Here is a 26,833-nt window from a genome sequence, read left to right on the forward strand (position 1 = left end):
GGCAGCCGGAGTACCCCAAAATTTTATTTCGGGCCGTAAGCGCGATTTTCAGAGCTAATGAGTGGGGCCGGTTGAGCCTAAATTGAACACCTGGGCCGAAATAAAATTTCGGGGTACTCCGGCTGCTGGTTCCGAAACGGTGCTACGCCACAGTAGCTTCGGCTACGGGCGTTTCGGTGGTGTGCGCCGCCGCATTGGCCGCCTGCACCTGGCGCAGGTTTCGCGCGTACAGCAGCGCAATGAGCAGGGCCAGCACGCCTTCGGCCAGCACCGTAGGCTGCACCCCGAGGCGCTCCGACACGGCGCCCACCAGCAGGCTGCCCAGCGGCACCGACGCCGTATAAACCAGCACGTAAATGCTGATGACCCGGCCGCGCATGGCCGGCAGCATCAGGGTTTGGAGCAGCGTAATGCTGATGGTGGTCTGCGACATCATGCCGAAAGCGCCCACTATCAAAAACGGCAGCGCCAGCCAAAACCACGGCGTGTAGGCAAACAGCACCAGCCCTGCGCCAAACACGAACATATTAGTCATCAATACCTTGTTCAGGTCAGTACTTGGTTTCAGCGAGGCCAGGTACAGCGCCGCCACCAAGCCGCCCAAACCCAGGGCGCCATCGAGCAGGCCAAACGTGGTGGCATTGCCGTGGAAGATATCCTTGGCGTACACCGGCATCAGGTTGGTGAAGGGCAGCACCAGCAGGCCGGTGATGCCCAGCATGATGATGAGAAAGCGGATGGCGGCCATGTCTTTCACGTACTGAAAGCCTTCCTGTAATTCGCCCAGCATGTTCTTGGTACGAACCTTGGCCACATACGCTGGCAGCCGCAACGCCAGCACCGAGCCGATGACGGCCACGAAGCTGAGCGCATTCAGGCCAAAGCAGGCCACGGCGCCCAAGTGCTCGATGGCGAAGCCGGCCACGGCGGGGCCCAGCAGCTTGGTCAGGTTCAGCATGGTCGAGTTCATGGCCACGGCGTTGGGGATGTCCTGCTTATCATCCACCAGGTCGTAGACCAGTGCCTGGCGGGCGGGCACATCGAAGGCGTTGATAATGCCCAGCACGGCACTTAGGGCAATGATTTCCCTCACCGCATCCTGCTTGAAATACACGGCTAGCGTGAGTAGCAGGGCCTGCGCCATGGACAGCACCTGTGTGAGCAGCAGCACGCGGTAGCGGTTGTAGCGGTCCGATACCACGCCGCCCAGCAGCGAGAACACGGCCGACGGAAACAGCGTGGCAAACACGCTCACGCCCAGCATAAATTTGGACTGCGTTTGGGCATAAACCACCCAGCTCACGGCCGTTTTCTGCATCCAGGTGCCCAGCAGCGACAGCGACTGCCCGGCGAAGAAAAAGCGGTAGTTGCGGTTGCGAAACGCACGGAAGATGTCTGGATTCATGCAGTGCTGTGCTGGTTCATGTCTCCCTTGGAGCGGCTGCTGGCCAACGGAAGTAGCGCGAACTTTGTAGTTCGCGTCCTCGCGCCAGTTCAACGATTCTAACGGCGCGGGGACGCGAACTACAAAGTTCGCGCTACTTCCGACCGCCTATACACGGACTACTTCGCCGCCTTCACGCCTTCCGACGTCATCACTACGCGCTTCATGGTGCCGTCTTTGTTATAATACAGGTAATCAATGCACACCGAGCGGCGGAAGCTACCGCCGTCGTTGTTGATGCTGCCGTTGTGGTAGATGAAGTAGGACTGGCCTTTGAAGTCGATAATAGCCTGGTGGTTGGTGTTGGAATTGCCGGCTACTTCATTCAGAATACCCTTGTATTCCCACGGGCCTTCGAGGCTGCGGCTCATGGCGTACACTATTTTCTCGGGGAACTGGGAGGCGTAGCTCAGGTAGTACCAGCCGTTGTGCTCGTGCACCCAAGGCGCCTCCGTGTATTGCAGCCCGCTCACGGTCTGGATGGGGCCGTCCAGCTCCGTCATGTTGGGCTTGAGCTTGGCGTAGTAGCAGGTGGTATTGCCCCAGAACAGGTAGCCCTGGCCTTTGCTATCCACAAAAACCGTGGGGTCGATATCGGCCCAGCTGATTTTGTCGTCGGGCGTCATGTCGGGCGAAACCAGCGCCGTGCCCCGCGCGTCTTTGAAGGGCCCGGTCGGGCTATCGGCCACGGCCACGCCAATGGCCTTGCCGTGAATGGTGCCGTGCGTCACGGCTGCGTACCAGTAGAACTTGCCGTTGCGCGCCACCACCTGCGAGGCCCAGGCATCGTCCTTGGCCCAGGCAAAATCCGATACCCGCAGCGGCACCGGGTGCTCGGTCCAGTTCACCATATCGGTCGAGGAAAAGCACAGCCACTCGTGCATCACGTAGCGCTCCTGCTTGGGCGGGGCCTCGTCGTGGCCGGTGTAGAGGTACACAGTGCCCTTCTGCACCATCGCGCTGGGGTCGGCCGTGTACTTGCTTTTGATGATGGGGTTGCCGCCCACGGTAGCGCCCAGCGTGGCGGGCGGAACTGGCAGGACGGTTTGCGCCAAAGCTGCTGATGAAGCACTGAGTAGTGCTAGTAAGCCGCACAACCTATTGCGTAATGCGCCGAGCATCCTTAAAGGTGCCGAAGGTGTAAGAGCGGCCATTTTATATTTTTACCTAATGATTGCAGGAAACGCGTTTTTTGCTTGTCTGTGAGATAAAATAATGCAGCTGGCAATATTGAACAGTTGCAGGTACTGCGGACGCATATATTCCTGCAATTTATCTTTCATGAATTGCAGCTTTACTTCATCCGATGGATTACAGTGGATAATATGAAGTAAGTGCACCGGATTAGCCCTTGGCCAAGATGGTGGCAAACACTCCGAAATATCTTGGCCGATACCCCCTGACCGAACGGCCGTCAGCATGGCAATAACGGGCAGAGACTTATGAAACAAATCCAGTATCCTAGTGCCAGGTTTGGGCTCAGTTGCCCGTAGCCATTCGGTGTAGTCCTTTAGTTCTGCTATGTATAAATACTGATTGGCCGGTTCGTACCACCCTATGTCCATTTCGCCTAGCTGATGCGGGGAGCGTCGCTGATAACCCGCACAATTTTCAAAAGCGAAATATTCGTAGCCAGTCAGTTGAAACGTAATCTGCGACTCGGTAAAAGGCATGGCGAAATTCTGCTTCATATACCAAGGTCCAAGGCTACTTCTTCATCAAACATGGCCAAGGCGGCATCGATAATTGGGTTAGACGGTAGGCCGTCGCGCAGGTCCGAAAACAGTGGGCGTACAAAGTCCCCTTCCTCAATGGGCACCAGCGAGCAGCACTGCACCCGCAAGCCCGGGTTTTGGCGGGCGCAAATGACCAATTGCTTCGCCACGAAGTAATTGTGCGACGTGAGGAAAATTTGAACCCCAGCTTGGGCTAGGTTCATCAGCATTCCCATAAGTGCACGTATAGCTTTGGGATGCAGGGCAGTTTCAGGCTCATCCAGAAACAGCATTGTGCCTTTGTGCAATTGGCGGTTGCGGATAAGCGTGGCCAGAATACCAATTTTTTTGATGCCCTCCGCCGTGATGCTCATTGGAAACTCCTGCTTCCCCTTAAAGAATACGAATCGCTCTTCCTTTTCAGTTTGGCGAATTTCCCCTTTAAATAAATCTTCCAATGCATCGTTGACACGCTTAAGCGCAGGAAGCAAATTGCCTCGGCTGGTGGGTACGTCCAAGCTGCGAATCAAATCCAGGTAGGTATCATCAAAGCCTACTAAATCGTGGGGGTCGCGGGTGAATTTGATGGCTCTAAAAGCCGTCAGCACTTCCTTTGCAGGAATAAGTAAGGCATTGAACGGGTCTTCGGCCAACTCAATATGCTCGTTGATGTCCGTAATGGTGTTGCGAGCTGATTCCGTAAACGACGCATGAACAATTGATTTGCTGCCGGAAGGCAAGCCGAATATGAGCTCCACACTCAGCTTGTCTTTGCTGCCCTTGGTTACCAACGACCCAATGCCGGTGGTAAGGCGCGGTTGAAATACAGTATCAAGCTTCTTGCTGAAAGTGGTTTTGAAGAGCGACGTTTCCGCTACAGCATGGCGGCTGCGGCTCACGGTTTCCAATGACTTCGCCGCCGCGTATAACAGCCGCAGCAAGCCCGTTTTCCCTGTGTCGTTTTCTCCAATAATCAGATTAATTTGACCCGGCTGGGCAAGCTGGAATTCGGGCAAACGCAGAAAATTGCGGATGGTGATTTTCTCAATCATAGTGCTGCTAACAAAGGGACGGGCCCAAAAGTAACACGCGGCGGCCCCCGTTGCCGGGAACCGCCGCGTGGCAGATGTTAGCGGGAGCTACGAGGGTTATTTCAGCTCCAACGCCGCCAGCATGGCCTTCAGGCCGGCCTCAGCGTCGTTGCCGAGGTTCACGCGCAGGGTGCGGCGGCCGTTGTCGTGCAGGGCCTGCAAGTCGCCCAGGGCCTGGGCATTCTTGAAGGTGCCGAAGGTGTAGGAGCGGCCGGGTAGCTGCAAATCCTGCGGGTTGTCATCCGTGAACTGGATGAAGAGGCCAGTGTTGGGACCGCCCTTGTGGTACTGGCCGGTGCTGTGCAGGAAGCGCGGCCCGTAGCCCGAGGTGGTGGCAATGTGCAGCGCCCGCTGCACGCGCTGGCGCAGCTCCAGCAGGCTGGCGCTCACGGCGGGCGTCTCGGTCAGGTAGGCTTGCAGGCACATGAAGTCGCCGGGCTTGGCTTGCGCGAAGAAGGCTTTCAGCACGCCGGCCGCGCCTTCGCCGTGGACGGCGGTGTAGTAGTCCACGCCGTTTTCGCTGGCGGCGGGAGCGTCGCCCTCGGGCAATTTGCCGTCGGCTTCCACGGCCTTCATCAGCTTGTCGGTGGCCGTTTTGGCGGCCTGCACGTTGGGCTGGTCGAAGGGGTTGATGCGGAACACGGCGCTGGCCACGGCCGTGGCCACTTCCCAGCGGTAGAACTCCTGGCCGAGGTCAAAGGCGTCCTTCATCAGCAGGGTGATGACGGGGTGGCCGGTGGCGGTCAGCGCCTGCAGCTTGCTGGTGTTGGCCTCGTCGGGCTGGTCCTTGTAGCCCACGTACACAAACACGCGGTCGGTGCCGTAGATGCTGGGGTCGCTCAGCGGCTCGCCGGCCACGGGCAGGATGCCTTTGTCCTCCTTGCCGGTGCTTTCGGCAATAAGCTGCTCCAGCCACAGGCCGAGGTCGTGCAGGGCATCGGGCACCACGATGGTGAGTTTGTCGCGGCCCTGCGACGCCAGCACGCCCAAGGCGGTGCCAAATTCCAGACCGGGGTTTTTGTCGGTCGGACCGTAGGCGCCGCAGGCGCGCATCATCAGGATGGCGCGCTCCAGAATCTCACCGATGGGCAGGCCGTAGAGGGCCGCCGGCACTAGGCCGAAGTAGGTGAGGGCCGAGAAACGGCCGCCCACTTCAGGGAAATTAAGGAAGATGTGGCGGTACTTCGCGTTCGTGGCATCGGTCACGAATTTGGAGCCGGGGTCGGTGATGGCCACGAAGTTTTCGCCGGCCTTGTCGCCCTTGATTTCTTTGACTTTGGCGTAGAAGTAGTCGCCGAAAGCCAGCGGCTCGGCCGTAGTGCCCGATTTGCTGGCCACGATAAACAGCGTGTCGGCCAGCGGAATCGAGTTTTCAATCTCGCGCACCGTGCCGGGGTCGGTGGTGTCGAGTACCGAAATCGGCAGGCCGCCCTCACCCATTGGGAAGGAGGATTTGAACACAATCGGGGCCATGGTGCTGCCGCCCATGCCCATCACCACCACGTGCTTGAAGCCGGCGGCGCGAACCGAGGCCACAAACTGCTCGATTTCGGTCACGCGGCCCACCATGGTTTCAGCCACGCGCAGCCAGCCCATGAAGCTGCGGATGCTTTCCTGCCCAGCGGCGTCCTCCACCCACAGGTCAGCCTTCTTGTCCCAGAAGCCGGGCACGAAGTTGCTGTCCTGGAATTTCTTGATTTGAGCGTCAACAGCAGCCTGGTATTGGCCCAGCTCAAACTTGGCGTCGTCCACTTGCTCGCCCACGGCCAGCGCCCGCTTTTTGTCGATGGATTCCATGAGCTTGGCGAAGGGCTCTTTGAATTTCTTGGCACCGTCTTCTTCCAGGTGCTGGGTCAGCTCATCCAGGTTCAGGCCCAGCTTGGGCAGGCTGGCCAGCACTTCTTTCACTTTGTCGAGGTTGTCTTCGAGGGTGACGGCGGCTTTGCCTTCCTTGCCAAACAGGTCGAGGGTTTCGACGGGCACGGTGTTCACCGTTTTCGGGCCGATGAGGCCGTTGACGTACTTCAGGTTGTCGTACTTGGGGTTTTTGTTGCCGGTGCTGGCCCACAGCAGGCGCTGGCTTTCAGCTCCTTTGGCCTTGAGGGCTTCCCAGCGCGGACCCGAGAAAATTTCCTTGTACATCTGGTAGGCCTGCTTGGCGCTGGCCAGGGCCACTTCGCCCACCAGGCCTTCGGCCAGCTTGCCGTTTTCGCCGCCTTCGGCCGCAATTTTTTCCAGCATCGGGTCAATCAGCACGTCGATGCGGCTCAGGAAGAAGCTGGCCACCGAGTCGATGCGGGCCAGCGGCTTGCCAGCGGCGGCGCGGTCTTCGAGGCCCGAAAGGAAGGCTTCGGTCACGAGGCGGTAGCGCTCCAAGCCAAAAATCAGGGTCACGTTCACGTTCACGCCTTCCGAAATGAGGCGGCGGATGGCGGGCAGGCCTTCGAGCGTGGCCGGCACTTTAATCATCACGTTGGGGCGGTTCACCGTTTTCCACAGGCGCAGGCCTTCTTCAATGGTGCCTTCGGTGTCGTTCACCAGCTCCGGCGATACTTCGAGGCTCACGTAGCCGTCCGAGCTGTTGTCGGCGCTGTCGTAGAGCGGGCGGAACAGGTCGGTGGCGGCCTGCACGTCGGCCACGGCCAGCTCGGTGTAGATTTCGTCGGTGGTTTTGCCCTGCAGGGCCAGCGCCTTGATGGCCGAATCGTAGTCGGCCGTGTCGCCGATGGATTTGGCAAAAATGGCGGGGTTGGAAGTCACGCCGCGCAGGGCTTCCGCGCTGATGCGGTGCTGCAGCTTGCCGTCGATGATGATGGGGCGGCTGATAAAGTCCAGCCACAGGCTTTGGTCGAACTGGCGGATGTCAACGAGAGGGTTCATAGAGGATGGGTTAGTTCAGTGGTCCAAAGGTCAGGCAGGAATGGCCTTGTTTTCAACCTGCCCGCGGAGTAATTGCACCCAACGGAACAAAAAATTAGGGGCATGGCCTATGCAAACGGTTCCGGCGTTCTGCCAGAAAAGCTGCGCGGCGGCCGTAACTTTACCTATTCTATTGCCCCGATTGTTCAAATGGCTGTTCGCCGCACTCCGTCCGCTAAAAATAAGGCCCTGGGCCGCCCGGTTTCCATGGCCGATTTGGCCCGTGAGCTTGGGGTGTCGATGACGACGATTTCGCGGGCCCTGAGCAACCACCACAGCATTGGGGCCGCCACCAAGCTGGCCGTGCACAAGCTGGCCAAAAAGCGCAACTACCAGCCCAACCACCTGGCCGCGGCCCTGCGCAAAGGCCACAGCAAGCTGATTGGCGTGGTGATTCCTTACATCGAAGGCCGTTTTTTTGCGTCGGTGGTGCACGGCATCGAGTCGGCGGCCAGCCGGGCGGGCTTCAGCGTCATCATCTGCCAATCGAACGAGGACGTGGTGCAGGAGCGCAAGAACCTCGACACCCTGCTGGGCGCGCAGGTGGCCGGCATCCTGCTCTCGGTTTCGCGCACTACGCACGATTTCAAGCACTTCGAAAAGGTGCGCAACCACGGGGTGCCCCTGGTGTTTTTCGACCGCATGCTGGAAGGCGAGAGCCTGAATGCCGTGGTGCTGAACGACCGGGAAGGCGCCCGCCAGGCCACCCAGCACCTGTTGGAGCAGGGTTGCCGCCGGGTGGCCCACCTGGCCGGCCCACAGCACCTCAATATTTACAAAAACCGCCTTCAGGGCTACCTCGACGCGCTAGCCAGCCACGGCCTGACGCCCGACCAGCACCTGATTCGGGAGTGCAACATGACCCAGGAAGGCGGCCAGGAATGCATGGCCCAGCTGCTGGCCCTGCCCGGGCCGCCGGACGCCGTGTTCTCGGCCGGCGACTCGGCCATTCTCGGGGCCCTGCAGCTGCTCAAGAGCCGGGGCCTGCGGGTGCCGCAGGACGTGGCCCTGGTGGGGTTCAGCAACGAAGCGCTGACGCAGGTGACCGAGCCCATGCTGACCTCCGTGGACCAGCGCTGCGAGGAAATGGGCCAGTCGGCCTTCCGGCTGTTTATGGACCTGGTGGAAGCCGGCGACACGCCGCCCGTGCAGCGGCAGGTGGTGTTGCAGCCGGAGCTGTTCGTGCGGGCTTCGTCGCTGCGGGAGCTCTAGTGCCGTGGCTGGGGCCCTGCGCCCGCCGTGGCTAAATTGGCGGCAGCGTGCGGTGCCAGCGCTACTTTTGCCCGCATGACTCCCACCGCCACCCAGCCCACCATCGTTTTCCTCCACGGTTTTGCCGAAAGCCGCGAAGTCTGGACCGATTTCACCCGCTCTTTCCCCGATGGCTACCGGCTGCTGGCGCCTAACCTGCCCGGCCACGGCACCAACCTGGCCCCCGTGCCCGACTTTTCGATGGAGGCCCAGGCCCGCCACGTCATCGACTACCTCAACCAGAAAGGCTGCCCCGACCCCGTGCTGCTGGTGTGCCACAGCATGGGCGGCTACGTGGCCCTGGCCCTGGCCGAGCGTTGGCCCCAGCGCGTGGCCGGCCTGGCCCTCGTCAATTCCACCGCCTTGGCCGATACCGACGAGAAGCGCCAGAACCGCGAAAAAAACATCGGCTTCGTGGAAAAATACGGCGTGGGCAAGTTCATGGAATCCTTCGTGCGCCCCCTATTCGCCCCTACCAACCGCGACCAGCTGACCGACGCCCGCGGCTTGCTCGAAGAAATCGGCAAGGCCACGCCCGCCAGCACCATCACCGGGGCCCTGCGCGGCATGGCCGCCCGCCCCGAGCGCACGCAGGTGCTCCGCAAAGCCGCTTTTCCGGTCCTGATGGTGGCCGGTAAGCACGACGTGGCCGTGCATTTCGAGGATGCCGTGCGGCAGGCTGCCCTGCCACCGGTGGGCGCGGCGCTGTTTCTGGAAGGCAGCGGGCACCTCTCGTACCTGGAGCAGCCCGAGGCTACGCGCCGGGCGGTGCTGGCGCTGGCCGAGGCGGTGTTTGGGCGGTAGGGCTACTGGATGCGGAAGGTGATGGGCATCAGGTAGAATATGCGCACAGGTTGGCCCCACAACTTGGCTGGCACGGTGGCCGCTGGCAGCTGCTGCACCACGCGCAACACCTCCGCATCGAGGGCCTCACCGGCCGAACTGATAATTTGGGCGTGCTCGATAGCGCCGCTGGCCGCCACTTCAAAATAGGCGTACACCACGCCCTGCTGCTGCGCCCGGAGGGCGGCCGGCGGGTATTTTACCTGCATCTGCACGAAGGTCGAGAGTCCTTTTTTCGGCGAAGCCAGATTGGTGAGGATGGAAGGGATGGCCAGGGCACGCTCGAGATAGACGTTGCGCTGCGCCCGCAAGAGCGCGGCAAAATCCGGGAAAACCGGGTCCGTATCAGCGTAGGCATAAGGCTGCGCGGCCAGCGGCGTCGAAAAATCAAGCGCGACAAAGGTGCGGGGCACGCGGCCGGGCTTGGCGTCCGGGTCGGGCGTGCCGGGCTCCCAAGCCAGCATGCGGGTTTGCAGGTAGCTGAGCGCGTCCTGGGTGGCTTTGTTCAACATCAGGCCGGGCGGGTTCGCGCCCCACACCTTAAAATTGATGGGTTCGCGGCCGTCTTTCAGCTCTACCCGCACCACGGCCATGCCGGCCTGCCCGGCGCCAAACAGCCGGGCACTGCGGTACATAAGAGCCCGAAGCGAATCGGGGCCGCCGGGGTAGCGCGGACCAGAGTAGGTAGAATTGCCTGCTGTGGGGCTCTGGGCTGAAACCAGCGCGGGCATAGTCATTTGCAGTAGCATGGCTATACTGACGACGAAGCGATTTTGCATATTGGGTAGCGCAATGAACGAACGCGCAAGCTACGCCAGGGCGGAACAACGGATTGGTGCGGTGCCGCGGCCGGTGCGCCGAGGCAGCAACTGTAAAAAGACGTAGGGTGCGCAGAGTCCTTCCGCTGCAATGGGGCTGGATTGGTCGATTAACCAGAACAATTGGCGGACTTGTGGCTTAACTTCGCGCACTTTTTATAGCTGTGCCTATTCGCGGCGTTTCTTATTCATTTTCAATGAGGTTTTTTCTGTTATTGTCGGGCCTGTGCATCGGGCTTGCTGGAACTGCTTTCGCCCAGCCCATGGTTCAGGTTACCGACCCAATTAGTAGCACAGGTGCTGCCGCCACGCCGGCCCCCGTGCCGGTCGAGCTCAAGCCCCACGGCAGCGTGTATTTTAGCTGGGGCTACAACCGCGACTGGTACACGCGCAGCGACATCCGCTTCAAAAACACCACCACGGCCAACTACGACTTTACTTTTCTCAACGCCCACGCCAGCGACAAACCCGATTTCAAAGACTTCTGGCGCTTCAATTCCTGGACCATCCCGCAGTACGACATGACGCTGGGCTACCTGTTTCACGACAAGCACAACCTGGGCATCGAAGTAAGCTGGAACCACCTGAAATACGTCGTCGACGACAACCAGGTGATGCACGTGCGCGGCCAGATTAACGGCCGCCAAATCGACAAAGACACGTTGGTGACCCCCGATTTTGTGCACCTGCAGCACACCAACGGCAACAACTACCTGATGGTGAACTTGGTGAAGCACCGAACCCTGTTCGAGCGGCGCTACTTCAAGGTAAGCGCCGTGGGCAAGGTGGGCCTGGGGCCGATGATATCCTATACCATCTCTACGGTGCTGGGCGACCATGAGGAAGGCCCCTTTCACTACCACGGCATGGTGATGGGCACCAGCCTGGGCCTGAAAGCCGACATTCTGCGCTACTTCTTCCTGCAAACCGACATCCAAGGCGCCTTCGCCGATTACACCAACACCTGGCTCGGCCAGGACCGGGTGGGCCGCGCTACCCACACCTTTGGCTCGCTGCAAGCCATCTGGGCCTTTGGGTTCAACGTGCCGCTGTAGGCATAAGACGGTCCTGCTGAGCGCAGCCGAAGCATCTCGTCTGCGCCGCTTGTCATCCTGAGCAGAGCGGAGGACCTTCTCACGTCGGAACGAATCGACAGAACGTGACAAGATGCTTCCTTCGTCAGCATGACAAATGGCGCGGGCGGGATGCTTCGGCTGCGCTCAGCAGGACCGTCTTTTTAGCCTTTTCTCACACCAGCCCTGGCATCCGCTCGAAGCCGCTGCCGAGAATGGCCATATCATCGGCACCGAGCCAGTCTTTGAGCACGCTGGCGTAGATGCTGCGGAAGTCGACCTGGTGGCGTAGGTCGCCCTGGTCGAGGTTGGCGAGGTCGGACGCGTCGTTGAGGATGCCTTTTTTCTGCAGGGCGCCGCCGGCCAAGAACAGGTTGTTGGCCGTGCCGTGGTCGGTGCCGTTGCTGGCGTTCTGGCCCACGCGCCGGCCGAATTCGCTGAATACCAGCACCAGCGTGTTGTTCCATTGGTCGTGCTGGCGCAGGTCGTCGGCCAGCGCGGCCAAGCCATCACCGAGGTCGGTGAAGAGGCGCTGCTGCTGCTCGTGCTGCCGCACGTGGGTATCGAAACCGCTCAGCGCCAAGTAGTACACCCGCGATTCCACGCCGGAGTTAATCAGCTCAGCCGTCGTTTTCAGGTTCTTGCCGAAGTCGGAATTGGGGTACGCGACGGCCGATTTGTAGATTTTCGACTTGTCGTAGAGGTAATCGGCCGACGACGCGGTTTCGGCCAAGGTCTTGTAGAGGTAATCTACCTGGTCTTGGTGCTCGGGCGTGGTTTCTTTGCTGACTTTCGATAGGAAACGGTTCTGCGTAATCTGGTGAAATTTGTCTGGGGTCTTGAGGGCAAGGCCTTTGCGCTGGCCGCCTTTCAGGGCCAGGCTCAGGGTGTCGTCTACTTCCAAGGCATTGTAGGGCCGCTGGCAGTCGGGGCAATTTGAATCGAGGTAGCGGCCGAGCCAACCCGTGCTCACTACCTTGTCAGAGCCCGAACCGGACTGCCAGATGTCCATCGAGCGGAAGTGCGACCGGTCGGGGTTGGGGTAGCCCACCGAATTCAGTACAGCCAACTGGCCCTGGTCGTAGAGTCCTTTTAATCCTTTTAGAGCCGGATGGAGGCCCAGGTCCTTATCCAAGGTCAGAATGCCTTCGGTTTCCTTAATGCCGAGTGTCGGCCGTGCCTTGTAATACAGGTCGTTGCGGAAAGGGATGACGGTATTCAGGCCGTCATTGCCCCCGCTGAGCTGCACCACAATGAGCCGCCGCGCACCCGTCGCATCGCGGAGGGCGGCCAAGCCAGGGCCCCGGTCCAGGGCGTGCAGAAACTTGGGCACCAGCAGCAGCGTGCTGGCCAAGGCGGAGGTGCGGAGAAACTCGCGTCGGGTGGAAGCCATGGTTTGAATTCAGAAAGGAGGAAAGGAGCAATTGAAATATCAGAACGTCATGCAGAGCGCAGCGAAGCATCTTGCGCGCCACTACTAATCATGTTGCAATAAAACATTTACTTACTGCGGGCAAGATGCTTCGCTGCGCTCTGCATGACGTTCTATTGGGGCAGCGTTGCCCCCTATGCCAGCTGGTATTCGGGCAAACTCAGCAGGCTTACCAGCGTGGCGCGCAATGCTTCCGCCGGCTCTTTCTGGGCCGCTGCTTGCTGCACCAGTTGCAGATTCTCGGGCCGAATGTTGGCTTGCAACAAGAACTCGCCCAGCTTTTCGGGCTGTTGCGTGGCGGGCGTGGCACCCAGCAGCTGTTGCAGTGGGGCCAGCGGCAGGTGGGCCCCCGCGCCGGGCCGCACGGTGCGCTCGGCCTTGGTTTGGTTGGGAGCAATGTCGTTTTCGTCCTGCTTGAGGGCCACGGCAAATTCTGCGTTTTTGAACAGAATGGAGGGCAATTGCAGGCGCAACAGCAGCGACGACGAATCTATCCAGTTGCGGCCGCCGGGCCAGCCGGCCACGTTGGGCGGCTGGAACAGGTTCTGGCCCAGGGCACGCTGGTAGCCGAGCAGCGGCTGGGCGTTATCGATTTTCACATTGAGCGTGCGGCGGATGCCGGCCAGCAGCTCCACCGGGCTCTTGATGTGTGTGCCCACATTGGCCGGCTCGTAGAACCAATCGGCGGAAAACATGCGCTCCAGCAAATCGGCAATGTCGTAGCCGCTCTTGCGAAAAGCCACGGCCAGCGGCTCGATGTGCGCCGGGTTGGGCACATCGTTCACGAAAAAACGGTAGATTTTCGTGGTTAGAAAAGTGGCGGCGGCAGGCTGCTCCAGAATGATTTTTAGCACATCCTCGCCCGTGAAATTGCCGGTTTTGCCAAGGAAAGTCTTGGTGCCCGCGTCGTGCTCCCGCTCCCGAAACTTGAAGTTGCTCTGGTAGTCGTAGGCCCAGCCGGTGAAGGCGCGGGCAGCCTCTTTCACATCATTTTCGGTGTAGTTGCCGCGGCCCAGCGTGAAAAGCTCCATCACCTCGCGGGCGAAGTTTTCGTTGGGGTGCTCCTTGCGGTTCTGCTGGTTGTTGAGGAACTGCAGCATGGCCGGCTCCTTGCTCACGGCCAGCAGCAGGTCGGGGAATTTGCCCAGCGCATATTGCCGGGTGGTGTTGTGCAGGCTGAGGGCGGCATCGGGCTGGCGCACGCGGCAGGCAAAGTGCCCGTGCCAGAACAACGTCATCTTCTCGCGCAGCTGGGCCGGCGAAGTGGCCATGCGCTCCATCCAGGCCGTGCTCATGTTCACAAAGGCGTCGCGAATGCCTTCGTTCTGCATCTTACGCTGCTCCGGCGTGAGGTCGGCCCGGCGCAGGCGTGGCACCCCGGCCGCCACCGTCCCCCCTTTGAAAGCGGCGCGGGGACGAATGGGCGCCACCGGGGAGGCCGGCGCACCGGGCGGCGCGGGCTGGTCGGGCGTGGTCACCATGCCGGTGGGCACGGGGTTGTTTTTCAGCGAGGCCGGGTCGGTCATCACCATGCCCTGAGGGTCGGTGTAGTTTAAATCCCGGCCCACCAGGGGCTCATAGTTCTCAGAATCGTGAAATAGCTGGCGCAGTGCCTTGCGGGGGCTGAGGCCGGCGGCCACGTCTTGCGGGCGCGGGCCGAAGCCGGCGCGCCAGTATAAGTGCTGCAGTTGCTGGGCGCTGTTCATATGCTTAAGACGCGAACAAGCGGGTTGGGTTTAATCAGCGGCGTGGCGCCAGGCATTCAGAACGTCATTAGAACATCATGAGAATGTCAAGCTGAGCGCAGTCGAACTATCATGAGAACGTCATGCTGAGCGCAGTCGAAGCATCTCTACCGCTTCGTTGAGCCGATTGGATTACTACTGCGGTAGAGATGCTTCGACTGCGCTCAGCATGACGTTCCTTTTGCACCCTGCACCCTGCACCCTGCTTAAAACCGCGCGCCCAGCACTACTGTCTTCTTGAATTCGCGCTTCTCGCCGCCGCTGGGGCGGAATAGCTCGACCAGCAGAATGTAGTAGCCCACGGCGGCTTTGTGGCCACGGTCGTCCACACCGTCCCATTGCACTAGGCCGGTGGTTGATAAGGTTTCGTTGCGCACGAGGCGTCGGGTGAGGCGGCCCAGGGCGTCGTACACGGTGATGGTGGCGGCGTAGCCGGGCTGGTCGAGGTGGTAGCTGAGGGTGGCGAAATCCTGCTGGCCGTCGTCGTCGGGCGTGAAAACTTCGGGCTCGATGGTGAGCTCCTGGTTGCCGCCGGGCGTGTCCTGGGCCTGCGAATTAGGCCGGCCGGGGGTGGCGTAGCCCACGACGCTGGCCGCCGAATGGAAGTTGCTGCCGTTGCTGGGCCCATTGGTCCGGATGCGCTCCAACGACACGCCTTCCTGCGTGGAAAGCAGGCTCAGATGCAGGTTTTTGCTGTACACCAAGCGGTCGATTTCGCTGCCGCGACTATCCACCAGCATGGCCGTGCTCGCATCCGGAAACGTAGGGATGCCGCTCACCTGCACCAGATTGGCCGGGTCGCTGCCGATGGGGTATTGAGCCACAACAATGCTGGTGCTGGTGCTGAAGGCCAGCAATTGGCCCGGCGCGAGCACCAGCGGCCCGGTGCTGAGCACGTCGGCATCGACGCTCACGCCGTCAGTTTTCAGATTGCCGATTTGCCAGCCCTGCAAGTCGATGTACTTGGTGCTACGGTTCAGCAGCTCGATGAAGCGCACGCCACCCGTGCGGGGGTTAAACAGCAGCTCGTTGATGACTACATCGCCGCTCGCACCGGCTTCCGGCAGCGCCACCGTAGCGGTCTGGGCCGTGCCGCTGGCGTTGCCGGCGCAGTCGGTGGCCGTTTGCACGGTGAGGGTGACAGGCTGGCTGGGCCGCAGGGCCGCCGCCAGCGTCAGGTCGACCTGGCGGAAATCGGGCGCTACCGGCGCGGCGCGGCTGATGGCCGGGCCGGGTGCGGCCAGCGAATATCGGCTTAGCACAACGGCAGCCGCGCTGTCGAGCTTCTCAGAGAAATAGGCCCGCACGGTGGTGGCGTTCAGGGCCACGGCGCGGAGCAGGGTGGGGGCTTGCGTATCGGCATTGGAGGCGCGCACGGAGTTGGCGCGGCCGGGGGTGCCGCCGCTGGGGTCGGTGCTGGCTATCCAGTTATTGGCCCCGGCGCAGTAGTTATTGGGGTCAATCATTTCCAAGCTCCACCCGCCGTCTTTCTTCTTGGCGTCGCGGTACCAGGTGTCCGAATAGGTTACTTCGAACAGGATACGCCCATCGGCGCCGCGCAGAATAAGTTGGTCGCCGCCGTTGCTGAGGGACGGGAAATTGGTGGGGCCGTAGGTTTTGCCATAGCCCAGAAAATCGAGGGTGTGGGTGCTGCCGCACACAATAGCGTACTGGCCGGGGGCCAGCTTGGCCGTATCGGGCAGCACGGCCAAGGGGGTGGTGCCGCCCTTGCCCAGGCGCACGCCGCGCAGGCTGATGGTTTTGGTGGCACTGCGGTTGTAAATCTCCAGATATTCAAACAGCGGCAAACCCACCTGCGGCGTTTCATCGGCAAATATTTCCGTGATTATCAGGTCGCCCACGGCTGGTGTGGAGGGCGGCGCCAGGGTGGCCGTTTGCAGCACGCCGCTCACGTTGCCAATGCAGTCAGTGGCACTCTGCACGCTCACGCTGACCACGGCGGTGGTGGCGACCGGCGTGGTCAGCGTGAGGTCGACCTGCCGAAAATCGGGTCCCACCGGCGCGGCGCGGGCAATGACGTTGGCCGGCGTAAGGGTGTAGCGCGCCAGGTTGCCGACGGAGCTGCTGTCGAGCTTTTCGGAGAAATACAGGCGCAGGGTAGTCGTGGTCAGCAGCTCGGCGCGGAGCAGGGTGGGGGCCTGGGTGTCGGCGTTGGGGGCGCGCACGGAGTTGGCGCGGCCGGGGGTGCCGCCGCTGGGGTCCACGCTGGCTATCCAGTTGTTGGCGCCTGCACAGAAGTTGTTCGTGTCAATCATTTCCAAGCTCCAGCCACCGTCTTTTTTCACGATGTCGCGGTACCAGGTGTCCGAATAAGCTACATCGAACAGCGTGCGCCCGTCGGCGCCGCGCAGGATGAGCTGGTCGCCCCCGTTGAGGAGCGAGGGGAAGTTGGTAGGGCCGTACACCTTGCCGTACTGCGTAAACTGAGCTACCCGCGTACTGCCGCACACCACGGCGTACTGGCCAGGCAGCAGCTTGGCAGTATCGGCAAAAGCAGCGAAGGTGGTGCTGCCGGTTTTGCCCAGGCGCACGCCGCGCAGGCTCAGGGTTTTGGTGAGGCTGCGGTTGTAAATCTCCAGGTATTCCGAGAGCGGCAAGCCGACCTGCGGCGTTTCATCGGCAAATATTTCGCTGATTATCAAGTCGCCAAAAGCCGGCGCTACGGGCGGGGCGGTGAAGGCCGCCGTTTGCGGACCAGCGGCCACGTTGCCGTAGAGGTCGGCAATGTTGCGCGCTTCCAACACGTTCTGAGCCGGGAAGTTGGCCGCGAAAGCGAGGCGCACCACGGCCGGATTGGTGGCCGAAAGGGTGGCCGAAACCGGCACCGCGCCGCTTTGCAGGCGGTAGTTGCTGGCCAGGGTGGCACTGGCCGGGCTCACCGGCTCGTTGAATGCGACATCGACTTGCCGGGCATCGAAGGGCACGGCGCGCAGCAGCACCGGCGCGGTGGCATCGGTCACGGCAAAGTCGTCGAAGGCGAAATTGCGGATGTTGGTGATGGTGTAGGTCAGCGACACGCCGAAGAAGTTGCTGCGCTGGTAGGTGGCGTCAATGGGCTGGGCGGCTTCGGCCACGAAGGTGCGGGCGCCGGTGAGGTCGCGCTCCAGCGTCCAGCGGTTGGCGGTGGTGCGGGTCACGCGCACGCGCACCAGGTTGTTGGTGGTGCTGGCCAGGGTGCCGTCCACGCCGTCGATGACGTACACGGCGGTGCGGGTCGAGTCTTTGCGAAAGAGACTCACCTCATCGGCGGTGCCACCCAGGCGCACGAAGTAGCCGGTGTTGTTCGCGTTTTTGAGGTCGGTTTGGGTGGCTATCAGCCACACGTCGGCGTAGTTGGCCGAGCTGGTGCCGAACTTCAGGTTGGCCCAAAATTCCCACACGGTGCCAATGTTGGCCTGGCTTGGCGTGCTGAGCGCAATCTGCCCGGCGGCCGTGGCGTTGCTTTGCAGCTGCTGCGTCACCACCTGAAAGCTGGCCGCATCGCCGCTCCAGGTAGGATTGAGGGTGAAGTTGCCATCGGTAAACGCATCGACCACTTGGGCATGGGCGAAGCTGGGTAGCAGCAGAAGCAGGAGGTACAGGTATTTCAAGGCGCTTCGCTTAATGAGGAATGAAGAGTGAGGAATGAAGAGTATGCCTGTCATCCTGAGCTTGCGAAGGACCTTTCCACGTTCGCTCCGATTGGATTACTGCAAACCGTTCAGCGGTGAGTAGGTCCTTCGCAAGCTCAGGATGACAGGCATACTCTTCATTCCTCATTATAAATATCGCGTCTAAAGTAACCCATTTCTGGCGACATTTGCAGCGGCGCGCCTAGTGGTGCGGCCGTTTAATTTTCTGCTTTTTCCATGAAAATTGCTGTTGTGGGTGCCACCGGGCTGGTGGGCACCGAGATGCTGAAAGTGCTGGCCGAGCGCCAGTTTCCCCTCACCGAGCTGCTGCCCGTAGCCTCGGCCAAATCGGTGGGCCAGTTTATTGAATTTCAGGGCAAGAAGTACCCCGTGGTGAGCATGGACGACGCCATCGCGGCCCGGCCCGACATTGCTATTTTCTCGGCGGGCGGCTCGGTGAGCAAGGAACACGCGCCACGCTTTGCCGCCGTGGGCACCACCGTTATCGACAACTCCTCGGCCTGGCGCATGGACCCCACCAAGAAGCTGGTGGTGCCCGAGCTGAACGCCGACACCCTGACGCCCGAAGATAAAATCATTGCCAATCCGAACTGCTCGACCATTCAGATGGTGGTGGCACTGAACGATTTGCACAAGAAATACCAGGTGCGCCGCATTGTGGTGAGCACCTACCAGAGCGTGACCGGCACCGGCAAAAAAGCCGTGGACCAGCTCCTCGAAGAGCGCGCCGGCCAAACGGCGAGCAACCCCGCCTACCCGCACCGCATCGACCTGAACGTGCTGCCGCACATCGACGTGTTCGAGCCCAACGGCTACACCAAGGAAGAGCTGAAAATGGTGAACGAGACGAAGAAAATCATGGGCGACGACAGCATCCGCGTGACGGCCACCTGCGTGCGCATTCCGGTGATGGGCGGCCACTCCGAGTCCATCAACGTGGAGTTTGCCGAGGAATTCGACCTGGCCGAGGTGCGCGAAATTCTGGCCAACACGCCCGGCGTGGAACTGGTGGACGACCCTTCGACCAACCAATACCCCATGCCCAAAGACAGCCACGGCAAAGACGCCGTGCTGGTGGGCCGCCTGCGCCGCGATGAAACCCAGCCCAAAACCCTAAACCTGTGGGTGGTGGCCGATAACCTGCGCAAAGGCGCTGCCACCAACGCCGTGCAGATTGCCGAGTATCTGGTGAGCCAGCAGGTAACAGTCAACGGTTAAGGTCCGCACCCATAGTTGAACGGCCCCGACTGAGCAATGAAGCTTGGTCGGGGCCGTTTTGCGTATTAGGATATAAAATTGGGGCTTCGTCGGCAGATGATATATGGCGAAGCGAGTCAGGTGCGTTGCACAATCGGGCCCTGGGGCGGGCAACCTTGACGGCGCGGCGCGCATCTGCCTGTTGAGCCACATTCGGCAACGTGGCTGTTTTGCAGAATTAACGATGATGATAACAATACGTGGTTTTTTGTCGGGCTGGATGGTGTTGCTGGTGGGGCAGGTTTGGGCGCAAACTACCCAGGTACTGCGCGGGCGGGTGCTGGATGCGGAAACCCACCAGCCCATTCCGAACGCGCAGGTGGGCGTGGCCAACAACCGCATTGGCACCAGCACCAACGACGACGGGCGCTTTGCGCTCAGCATTCCGCCAGCCTACGCGCAGGAGGTGCTGACGGTGGCCCTGCTGGGCTACAAAAACCATAGCAAAGCCCTGCCGCCGCTACCGGGGCCGGAACTGCTCATCGAGCTAAAGCTTGCGCCGGCCGCCCTGGGCGAGGTGCAGGTGACGGGCTCGGTGCTGGGCATTGTGCGCGAGGCCGTGGACCGCATTCCACAGAACTACCCGGTGCGGCCCACGCGGCTGGAAGGCTTCTTTCGGGAGTCGGATGAGGAAATGGACAAGGGCCAGTACCGCTACCTGGGCGAGGCCGTGCTAAAGGTGCTGAAGGCGCCCTACACGCAGCCCAAGGACAATGGCGAAATCGTGATTGAGCAGTCGCGCAAGGTCGATTTGCAGTTTCAGAACAAGACCAGCCTGGTGCAGGAAGGCTGGTACGCGGGGCCGTTTATTCCGCACCGGTTCGATTTTGCGCACAACCGGCCGGCCTTCATCAGCGAAAATGGCTTTAAGAATTACGATTACAAGCTGGCCGACCTCACCACTTACAACGACCGGCCGGTGTACATTATCGAGTTTGGCCCGAAGCCGAAAAACAACGCCGACTTTCAGGGCCGGATGTACATCGACCAGCAGAGCTATGCTTTTCTGGCCGCCGAGTGGCACCGCACGCCGGCCGGTATCCGGCACGAGGTGATGCTCGGCAGCTTCGACGCCGAAGAGCGGGCCTACCGCACCGATTATCAGTTCTATGCCGGGCGTTGGCACCTGAAAAGCGTGTGGTACAACACCGTGGGCAAAACGATGACGGGCGTGCGGCTGCACCACCTCAGCGAATTCCTCACCACGGCCATCGACACGGCCCAGAGCCCGGCGCCGGAGTACATCGAAAGAGCGCAGTTCCGGGACGTGTTCCGGCAAAATGCGGTGCGCTACGACTCGGCTTTCTGGAAAAACTACACCACGCTGCTGCCGCCCGAGCAGCTGCGCCACGCCCTACGCGACCAGGAGCGGCAGCAGCACGCCGAGCAGCTGTTTGGCACGCCCACCTCACCCGCCGCCAAACCAACCAAGAGTCCATTATTGGCGGTGCTGGGGCGCTTGCGCTTTGGGCCTTCGGGTGGGCTGCTGCCCCTGACCGCTACGGCCGCCGATATTGGCCTGAGCTTTGCGCCGGTGGGCTCGTCGTTTCAGGCGCAGGCCCAGTGCCGTACGCCGGCCAGTACCGTGGCGCTTTATTACAGCGGCCTTTTTAATGGCAACTTTCAGTTTGATTTTACCAAAAAACTGGCAGCTTATTACAGCATCCGAAATGTGAAGGGCGATTTTCGGGGCCAGGGGCTGGAAACCGGCCTGACGTACGAGCACAACTTCAACCCACGCCACCGGCCCATTTTAGGCCGCGTTGGGGTGGCCTATTTCACGCAGCGGGTGAGCTACGATTGCGGCACATTTGCCAATGCTGACGAAGGCCTGCGAATAGACGGCACCAAGCTGAACGCCGATAAAATCAGCGTGGCCGTGCAGCAGTTCACCGAGGGCTGGATGCCCCGGCTGGGCATGGGCGTGGAGGTGACCCACTTCCTGGAAGTGGTGGCCGATGCCGGCTTGCTGCTGCCCTGGCGCACCCGCAGCGAGCTGCACCTGGCCGAGGAAAGCGGATTTTTCCTCTGGCGGAATAACGTTGATTTGGCGCTGCCGGCCGCCGGTGCCACAGTACTCGTGAACAATGCCCCCGCCGCCGCGCCCTGGTCGTTAGGCCGGCCAGTGCTCACGGTGGGCATTTTGTACCGGGTGCGGTAGGACAAGTGTCTTTCCGGCGAAGCCGTATACTGGGCTGAACTTGCGCGGAAGAAAAACGGGTAAACCCATGCGTTTCATTGGCTTATTGCTGCTGTTGTGGATGCCGCTGCTGGCGCTGGCGCAGGCTACCCAGGTACTGCGCGGCCGGGTGGTGGATGCCGAAACCCACCAGCCCATTCCCAACGCACAGGTAGGCGTGGCCAACAACCGCATTGGCACCAGCACCAACGACGAGGGCCGCTTTGCTCTGAGCATTCCGGCGGCTTACGCGCAGGAAAAGCTGACCGTGGCGCTGCTGGGCTACCGCAGCTATAGCCAGCCATTGCCACCGTTGCCGGGGCCGGAGCTGCGCATTGAGCTGAAAATCAGTCCGGCGGCGCTGGGCGAGGTGCAGGTAACGGGCTCAGTGCTGGGCATTGTGCGCGAGGCTGTGGCCCGCATTCCACAGAACTACCCGGTGCGGCCCTCCAAACTCACGGGCTTCTACCGCGAGTCGGACAACGACGAGGCGGGCCGACCCCGCTATCTGGTGGAAGGTTTGTTGGCGGTGTTCAAGGCCTCGTATCTGAAGCGGACGGATTTTGGCGAAGTCAAGATTGAGCAGTCGCGCAAAGTGGACCTGCGGCCCGACAAGGAACTGATACATGTGGACTGGGCGGGTGGCCCGTTTATCGCGCACCGCGCCGATTTTGTGCACGGCCGGGCCCAGTTTATCAACCCGCGCTATTTTAAGAATTACACCTACCGCCTGGCGGCCGGCAGCAGCTACCAGGACCGCCCGGTGTACGTCATTACCTTCCAGCCCAAAGCCGGCAACCGCACCGCCGATTTCGCGGGCCGCATGTACATCGACCAGGACACTTACGCCTTTCTGGGGGCCGAGTGGCACGCCACGCCCGTTGGCCTGCGCCACTCGCCCAATACCGCCAGCTCGCGCACCTTGCGCGCCAGCTACCAGCCCTACGCCGGCCGCTGGCACCTGAAAAGCGTGTGGTGGCAAACCAAAGCCCACCTGCCCATTGGGGCCGACCTCAGCTACTTCGGGGAATTTCTGACCACGGCCATCGACACGGCGCAGGGCCCGCTGCCGGGCTACACCGAGCGAGCCCAGGACGAAGACGTATTTTTGCGCAACGAGGTGGCCTACGATTCGGCCTTCTGGCGCGGCCAGACCACGCTGCTGCCCTCGGCGGCCCTTCGCCAGCAGGTGCTCGACCAGCAGCGCCAGCAACGGGTCGATTCCTTGTTTCGGCCGGCTGCGGACGCGGCCGCGCCCGCCGCGAAAAAAGAAGGCTGGCTGGGGCAGTTGTTCGACCGGTTTCGGTTTGGGTCGGCGGTGGGGGCGTGGCCTTTGTTGGTGCCGGGCGCCAACCTGGCCGTGGCGTATGCGCCGGCCGGCTCCGTCTTTCGGCTGCAAGCCACCCCGGCCGTGGCGGCCCAGTCCATCACCGGCATGTACCGCATTGCCTACGAGGTGGAGCTGTGGCACGGGCTGGCCGTGCGCCTGGGCACGCAAAGCCTGTTCCGGGGCTTCGATGGCGCGGGCTGGGACGCGGGCTTCGGCTACCAGCGCAACATCAATCCGGCCCACCGGCCCATCTACGGCCGGGTAGGCCTGAGCTACAACCGGCAAGCCGTGGGCCGCCGGCTGGGCACCTTCGACAACCCCGACGCCGGCCTGCGCGTGGCCGGCACGCGCCTCGGGGCCGACAAGCTGAGCGCCCAACTCCAACAAGTGAACGATGCCCTGCTGCCCACCCTGGGGCTGGGCGTGGAGTTGACCCACAAAATAGAGCTGGTGGCCGACCTGGGCTATCTGCTGCCCACGCGCAACGCGACCCAGCTGGAGCTGAGCGAGGAAAGCGGCTTTTTCCTCGCCCGCAGTTCGGCCGCCATCGATTTGCCCCATCCCGACGTAAGCCTGCGCGTGAATGACCAGCCCGCCGCCGTGCTGCCCTGGCAGCAGCAGCGGTGGCTCCTTAGCCTGGGGCTGGTGTTCCGTGCCCGCTGATTCCCAATGACCCGTCACAAGCTCCCCGCCGCCTTCTTTCAGCGCCCCGACCCCTTGCAGATTGCCCGCGAGCTGCTGGGCAAGCATCTGTATACCAACATCGACGGCGTGGTTACAGCCGGCCGCGTTGTCGAAACGGAAGCGTATCGGCACGAGGGCGACCAGTCGCTCACCATGCACTTGCAGCGCAAGCGACAGCAGGCGCAGGGCCTATACCTGCCCGGCGGCCACGCCTACATCTATACCGTGTACAACCGCTACGCGCTGTTCAACATCACTACCCACGACGCCGAGCACCCCGACGCCGTCCTGATTCGGGCCATCGAACCAACCCTTGGCATTGACGAAATGCTGCGCCGTCGGGGCATGGTCGAGGCCAAGCGCGCCCTGACCGCCGGCCCCGGCGTGCTGAGCCAAGCCCTGGGCATCACGCCCGCGCTAACCGGCCGGCTCGTGACGGGTGAAACAGTTTGGTTTGAGGACCACGGCGAAACCCTTGCCCCGGCCGACATCGTGGCCAGTGCCCGCGTGGGCCTGGAATACGCGGGCACCGAAGCGGCCGGGTTGCCGTGGCGCTTCCGCCTGAAGGACAGCAAGTGGACCAGTCCGGCGAAGTGAGGCTGTCAACTGAACTTATAAGGGGAAGGCCCGGTATGTTTTGGGCGAAATCTGAGTTCACAAAACCCATCTCAGAATAGCTTTTCGTGAACATTGAAAGGTGAACGAGTTGCTTAAACGCTAACCATCCGCTTTTATGCCTTTGCCCGTTTTAGCGGATGCCTCGTTGTATGGTTTACTCATAATGAGCGACTACTGTGCGTAAGTATTGCTATTTTTCCTGGATGAAAAAGCTCGTGGTTGGGTGCGCATTCCTGTTCGGGTACCTGCCGGGTTGGGCGCAGTCGCTGCCGGCCACCGGTACCCGAACCGCGGAGGATACAGCTCAACGCGCGGCCGATTGGCGCTACCGCCGGGCTGTATACGACCAGCCCCTGCGCCCCCCGCTCGTGTACGCCCCGGCCGGGGCAGACCCCGCCTGCGTCGGCGGGCACCGAGACCACGTGATTCCCATTTACTATGGGTTGGTTGATGACGCGAAAATCCTGCGGCAGGCCAATCGGGGCCAGGCCAAGCTCGGCGGATGCTTTGTAGATGCGAACGACCCGCATTATTACTGCACGCGGCACCAGCGGTACTTGTAGCCGCTCCACCAAGAAGGCAAATCGTCGCCTCGATAACTTATTGAGAGTTCAGCATAAGGGTACTAGCGTAAACGCGCTCAATTTAGAAAAACGAGGATTCTGCTGAATACCTCTATCGTTTTTGAATACCTCTAACGTTTTGGGCTTGCTTATGGCGTTACAGCAGCATCCCAAATGGCATATCCGCCGTCGTACGTGGCAATCACCATGTACCCGCCTTGCTCATCCAGCGGCGTTCGGCTGGCCACTTGCCACGGTTCGCTCGTGGCCTCTCGTGGCGCGCCCGCGAATCGCAGGTGCACGCCATTGTCAAATTCGAGCAACAAATTCGCGTGGTCGTCGCAGGCCACTCGGGTTACATAGCGCAGGTTTACTCGGCTAAAGACCAACAGTATCTTTTCCTCCTCGGTGAGCCCAAGTGCCGGGTCAAACCGGACATTCGAGGTCATTTCCGTATCGATGGACAAGAGATGGTCGGCGGGGCCGTCGTCTCGAAATTCCAGAATAGGAATCTGGTGAGAGAGGCCAAAACTTTCCACGGCGGCTCCCAGGAGAGCTTGTTGGAGCAACGCGTTGACAGCAGTGGTAGCAGGCTTCATGAGAGCAATGGTTGCGGAACCGCAAGAAACACCGTATCCCCTCTCGTTCAGCGAAACGGTAGTGGCTGTTGCAGAACTCGGGTTAGGAGGTTGTGTTTCTAGGAAGCGGCTTCGCGAGTGCCCGCTTTGCTGCTTCGAGGCGCCGACTTCGCCGCCAAGCGCGTGTATTAGCCGCCAGCAGGGGCCTGGGCAGGGCCATGGCCAGGCTTCGTTGTTGCTGGGGCCGGTGGTTCAGGAGCTTTTTCAGGTTGTAGGCCACGGCGGTGAGCAGCATGGTTTTGTGGGCTCCGGCCTGGCCCCGCACGTTCATCCGGCGCAGCCCGTAGTGGTGCAGCAGGTGGCCGAAAACGGGTTCGACGGTGCTTTGCCGCAGGCGCCGGTGGCGGTGCCCGCGCCGGCTTTGCTGGCGCTGCCACGCCCGACGATAGGCCGCGTCGTAAATCGTTTTGGTGAGTTGTTTGCGCTTGGCCCCGGGCACGCATGTGGGCTTGAGCGGGCAGTGTTGGCAGTCGCCGTAGGCGGCCCAGTAGAGCTTGACCCAGCTGCCGTCGGTCGTCACCCCGTGGCGGTGAAAGGGCAGGACCTTGCCCGCCGCGCAGGTGTACGCGTCACGGCCCCGGTCGTAGGTGAAGCCCGCGATTTCGGGCTTGTACTGCCCAAAAACGGGTATCCAAGCTGTGACCTGCTGGGCTTCGAGCAGCGCGTAATTCGAGCCGTTGGCGTAGCCCGCGTCCGCTAGCAGGTCGCGTAGCCGTAGCTCGTTAGCCCGCAAGCGCCGCTGCAGGCCGGTGAGCAGCCGGGGCAGGTGCAGGCTGTCGCGGCTGTCGGCGAAATCGGCCTGCACGTGGCTGATGACGCCGCGGGCCGTGTCCACGGCCAGGCTGCAGAGGTAGTTGAGGGCACGAGCTTTGCCGGGTTTAATGGAGATGCGCGCGTCGGGGTCGGTGGGGCTGTAGTGCGTTTTGTTGCTGAGCAGGCGGGCCTTCTCGTGTTGCGCGCCCAAGGGCCCGGGCTCCGACCGGCGCTTGGCTTGCCGGGCGGCCTCGCGGCGCAAGTGGTGAGCCGGCGCCGTGCGCTCGGTTGCCTGCTTTTCGCACAAGCTGTCGAGGGAGGCGTTGGCTTTGACGGGGGCCGAGTCGACAGCCTGCGTGTCGCCGGCCACCAGGCCCCGGGCCACGCACTGGGCAAAGACGTAGTCGAAGAGGCGCTCAAACACCGCGGCCGGAAATAGCTGCCGGGTGCGGCTCACGGTCGAGTGCCAGGGCAATTCCTCGTCCACTTCGTAGCCCAGAAACCAGAGAATGTCCAGCCGTAGGGCGCAGTGCTCAACGAGGCGCCGGTCGCTGACCACGTTTTCCAGCCGGCCCACCAGCACGAGCTTGAAAAACACGACCGGGTCGAGCGAGGGCTGGCCCGTGTGGCTGTACAGGGCCCGGGTCTCCTCGTAGAGAAACGTCCAGTCGACTAGCTCAGCCAGCCGGCGGTAGCGGTTATGAGGTGGTACCCGCTCACTGAGCCGAAAGCGGACCACCTCTTTGTCGAGAAACGGCTTCTTGCCTTGCATCTCCTTTCTACGAATGTCGTTCTGCAACAGCCACGGTAATTTCAGTAAACATAAT

The 26,833-nt window shown here is 61.5% G+C and carries 19 protein-coding genes; 8 read left to right on the forward strand and 11 right to left on the reverse strand.

Going from position 1 to position 26,833, the window contains the following annotated elements:
• Positions 1-142: 142 nt before the first annotated feature.
• The 5 genes from JKL48_RS18675 to JKL48_RS18695 form a co-directional block, all read right to left on the reverse strand.
• A complete protein-coding gene (locus JKL48_RS18675; protein WP_201985947.1) occupies positions 143-1,405 on the reverse strand; it encodes an MFS transporter in 1,263 nt (420 codons plus the stop codon).
• 158 nt (positions 1,406-1,563) lie between these two features.
• Positions 1,564-2,499, reverse strand: a complete 936-nt coding sequence (locus JKL48_RS18680) for a glycoside hydrolase family 43 protein (protein WP_236668907.1) — start codon at positions 2,497-2,499, stop codon at positions 1,564-1,566.
• Positions 2,500-2,607: 108 nt separating this feature from the next.
• Positions 2,608-3,135, reverse strand: coding sequence for a hypothetical protein (locus JKL48_RS18685; RefSeq protein WP_201985949.1), 528 nt, complete (start codon positions 3,133-3,135; stop codon positions 2,608-2,610).
• Positions 3,132-4,211, reverse strand: a complete 1,080-nt coding sequence (locus JKL48_RS18690) for an AAA family ATPase (protein ID WP_201985950.1) — start codon at positions 4,209-4,211, stop codon at positions 3,132-3,134. The genes JKL48_RS18685 and JKL48_RS18690 overlap by 4 nt, the downstream gene beginning before the upstream one ends.
• A gap of 96 nt (positions 4,212-4,307) precedes the next feature.
• On the reverse strand, positions 4,308-7,130 hold the full coding sequence (locus JKL48_RS18695; protein WP_201985951.1) for a bifunctional transaldolase/phosoglucose isomerase: 2,823 nt from the start codon (positions 7,128-7,130) through the stop codon (positions 4,308-4,310).
• A gap of 189 nt (positions 7,131-7,319) precedes the next feature.
• Here JKL48_RS18695 and JKL48_RS18700 point away from each other — a divergent pair, with 189 nt between their 5' ends.
• Positions 7,320-8,381 carry a LacI family DNA-binding transcriptional regulator gene (locus JKL48_RS18700; RefSeq protein ID WP_201985952.1) on the forward strand — a complete coding sequence of 354 codons (1,062 nt, stop codon included), beginning with the start codon at positions 7,320-7,322 and terminating at the stop codon, positions 8,379-8,381.
• Positions 8,382-8,456: 75 nt separating this feature from the next.
• Entirely contained in the window at positions 8,457-9,224 is a 768-nt protein-coding gene (locus tag JKL48_RS18705) for an alpha/beta fold hydrolase (RefSeq protein WP_201985953.1), read from the forward strand.
• A 2-nt stretch (positions 9,225-9,226) separates the two neighbouring features.
• Here the strand turns inward: JKL48_RS18705 and JKL48_RS18710 are convergent, their stop codons facing one another.
• Positions 9,227-9,994 (reverse strand): energy transducer TonB, encoded by a 768-nt coding sequence (locus tag JKL48_RS18710; protein ID WP_201985954.1) that lies wholly within the window; start codon positions 9,992-9,994, stop codon positions 9,227-9,229.
• A 350-nt stretch (positions 9,995-10,344) separates the two neighbouring features.
• On the opposite strand from JKL48_RS18710, the gene JKL48_RS18715 reads away from it, so the two are divergent.
• Entirely contained in the window at positions 10,345-11,136 is a 792-nt protein-coding gene (locus tag JKL48_RS18715) for a hypothetical protein (protein WP_236668908.1), read from the forward strand.
• Between the two features lie 193 nt (positions 11,137-11,329).
• Here the strand turns inward: JKL48_RS18715 and JKL48_RS18720 are convergent, their stop codons facing one another.
• The 3 genes from JKL48_RS18720 to JKL48_RS18730 form a co-directional block, all read right to left on the reverse strand.
• Complete coding sequence (locus JKL48_RS18720; RefSeq protein WP_201985955.1) at positions 11,330-12,547, reverse strand: DUF1501 domain-containing protein; 1,218 nt, start codon at positions 12,545-12,547, stop codon at positions 11,330-11,332.
• Between the two features lie 173 nt (positions 12,548-12,720).
• Positions 12,721-14,292, reverse strand: coding sequence for a DUF1800 domain-containing protein (locus tag JKL48_RS18725; RefSeq protein ID WP_201985956.1), 1,572 nt, complete (start codon positions 14,290-14,292; stop codon positions 12,721-12,723).
• A gap of 245 nt (positions 14,293-14,537) precedes the next feature.
• Positions 14,538-17,942, reverse strand: coding sequence for a lamin tail domain-containing protein (locus tag JKL48_RS18730; RefSeq protein WP_201985957.1), 3,405 nt, complete (start codon positions 17,940-17,942; stop codon positions 14,538-14,540).
• A gap of 258 nt (positions 17,943-18,200) precedes the next feature.
• Here JKL48_RS18730 and JKL48_RS18735 point away from each other — a divergent pair, with 258 nt between their 5' ends.
• The 5 genes from JKL48_RS18735 to JKL48_RS18755 all read left to right on the forward strand — a co-directional run bounded on the left by JKL48_RS18735 (position 18,201) and on the right by JKL48_RS18755 (position 24,615).
• Positions 18,201-19,202, forward strand: a complete 1,002-nt coding sequence (locus JKL48_RS18735) for an aspartate-semialdehyde dehydrogenase (RefSeq protein ID WP_201985958.1) — start codon at positions 18,201-18,203, stop codon at positions 19,200-19,202.
• Between the two features lie 223 nt (positions 19,203-19,425).
• Positions 19,426-21,402 (forward strand): carboxypeptidase-like regulatory domain-containing protein, encoded by a 1,977-nt coding sequence (locus JKL48_RS18740; protein ID WP_201985959.1) that lies wholly within the window; start codon positions 19,426-19,428, stop codon positions 21,400-21,402.
• Between the two features lie 67 nt (positions 21,403-21,469).
• The gene (locus JKL48_RS18745; protein ID WP_201985960.1) at positions 21,470-23,413 is read left to right on the forward strand and encodes a carboxypeptidase-like regulatory domain-containing protein; all 1,944 of its coding nucleotides are present in this window, start codon (positions 21,470-21,472) and stop codon (positions 23,411-23,413) included.
• A gap of 6 nt (positions 23,414-23,419) precedes the next feature.
• Positions 23,420-24,031: a DNA-3-methyladenine glycosylase gene (locus tag JKL48_RS18750; RefSeq protein ID WP_201985961.1), complete on the forward strand. Its 612-nt coding sequence runs from the start codon at positions 23,420-23,422 to the stop codon at positions 24,029-24,031.
• A gap of 224 nt (positions 24,032-24,255) precedes the next feature.
• On the forward strand, positions 24,256-24,615 hold the full coding sequence (locus tag JKL48_RS18755) for a hypothetical protein (protein WP_201985962.1): 360 nt from the start codon (positions 24,256-24,258) through the stop codon (positions 24,613-24,615).
• Positions 24,616-24,764: 149 nt separating this feature from the next.
• Here the strand turns inward: JKL48_RS18755 and JKL48_RS18760 are convergent, their stop codons facing one another.
• Both JKL48_RS18760 and JKL48_RS18765 read right to left on the reverse strand, forming a co-directional pair.
• A complete protein-coding gene (locus tag JKL48_RS18760; protein ID WP_201985963.1) occupies positions 24,765-25,214 on the reverse strand; it encodes a hypothetical protein in 450 nt (149 codons plus the stop codon).
• Positions 25,215-25,296: 82 nt separating this feature from the next.
• Complete coding sequence (locus tag JKL48_RS18765; protein WP_201985964.1) at positions 25,297-26,778, reverse strand: IS1182 family transposase; 1,482 nt, start codon at positions 26,776-26,778, stop codon at positions 25,297-25,299.
• Positions 26,779-26,833 lie beyond the last annotated feature (55 nt).

The sequence above is a fragment of the Hymenobacter rubidus genome (assembly GCF_016734815.1).
GTDB classification, from domain to species: Bacteria; Bacteroidota; Bacteroidia; order Cytophagales; family Hymenobacteraceae; genus Hymenobacter; species Hymenobacter rubidus.

What these genes read in the sequence shown, in the direction of transcription:
- JKL48_RS18685 (WP_201985949.1), bottom strand. Translation starts at nt 3,135, where the DNA reads ATGAAGCAGAATTTCGCCATGCCTTTTACCGAGTCGCAGATTACGTTT.
- JKL48_RS18725 (WP_201985956.1), bottom strand. Translation starts at nt 14,292, where the DNA reads ATGAACAGCGCCCAGCAACTGCAGCACTTATACTGGCGCGCCGGCTTC.
- JKL48_RS18695 (WP_201985951.1), bottom strand. Translation starts at nt 7,130, where the DNA reads ATGAACCCTCTCGTTGACATCCGCCAGTTCGACCAAAGCCTGTGGCTG.
- JKL48_RS18765 (WP_201985964.1), bottom strand. Translation starts at nt 26,778, where the DNA reads ATGCAAGGCAAGAAGCCGTTTCTCGACAAAGAGGTGGTCCGCTTTCGG.
- JKL48_RS18760 (WP_201985963.1), bottom strand. Translation starts at nt 25,214, where the DNA reads ATGAAGCCTGCTACCACTGCTGTCAACGCGTTGCTCCAACAAGCTCTC.
- JKL48_RS18715 (WP_236668908.1), top strand. Translation starts at nt 10,345, where the DNA reads ATGGTTCAGGTTACCGACCCAATTAGTAGCACAGGTGCTGCCGCCACG.
- JKL48_RS18740 (WP_201985959.1), top strand. Translation starts at nt 19,426, where the DNA reads ATGATGATAACAATACGTGGTTTTTTGTCGGGCTGGATGGTGTTGCTG.
- JKL48_RS18735 (WP_201985958.1), top strand. Translation starts at nt 18,201, where the DNA reads ATGAAAATTGCTGTTGTGGGTGCCACCGGGCTGGTGGGCACCGAGATG.
- JKL48_RS18755 (WP_201985962.1), top strand. Translation starts at nt 24,256, where the DNA reads ATGAAAAAGCTCGTGGTTGGGTGCGCATTCCTGTTCGGGTACCTGCCG.
- JKL48_RS18690 (WP_201985950.1), bottom strand. Translation starts at nt 4,211, where the DNA reads ATGATTGAGAAAATCACCATCCGCAATTTTCTGCGTTTGCCCGAATTC.
- JKL48_RS18710 (WP_201985954.1), bottom strand. Translation starts at nt 9,994, where the DNA reads ATGCCCGCGCTGGTTTCAGCCCAGAGCCCCACAGCAGGCAATTCTACC.
- JKL48_RS18720 (WP_201985955.1), bottom strand. Translation starts at nt 12,547, where the DNA reads ATGGCTTCCACCCGACGCGAGTTTCTCCGCACCTCCGCCTTGGCCAGC.
- JKL48_RS18750 (WP_201985961.1), top strand. Translation starts at nt 23,420, where the DNA reads ATGACCCGTCACAAGCTCCCCGCCGCCTTCTTTCAGCGCCCCGACCCC.
- JKL48_RS18705 (WP_201985953.1), top strand. Translation starts at nt 8,457, where the DNA reads ATGACTCCCACCGCCACCCAGCCCACCATCGTTTTCCTCCACGGTTTT.
- JKL48_RS18675 (WP_201985947.1), bottom strand. Translation starts at nt 1,405, where the DNA reads ATGAATCCAGACATCTTCCGTGCGTTTCGCAACCGCAACTACCGCTTT.
- JKL48_RS18700 (WP_201985952.1), top strand. Translation starts at nt 7,320, where the DNA reads ATGGCTGTTCGCCGCACTCCGTCCGCTAAAAATAAGGCCCTGGGCCGC.
- JKL48_RS18745 (WP_201985960.1), top strand. Translation starts at nt 21,470, where the DNA reads ATGCGTTTCATTGGCTTATTGCTGCTGTTGTGGATGCCGCTGCTGGCG.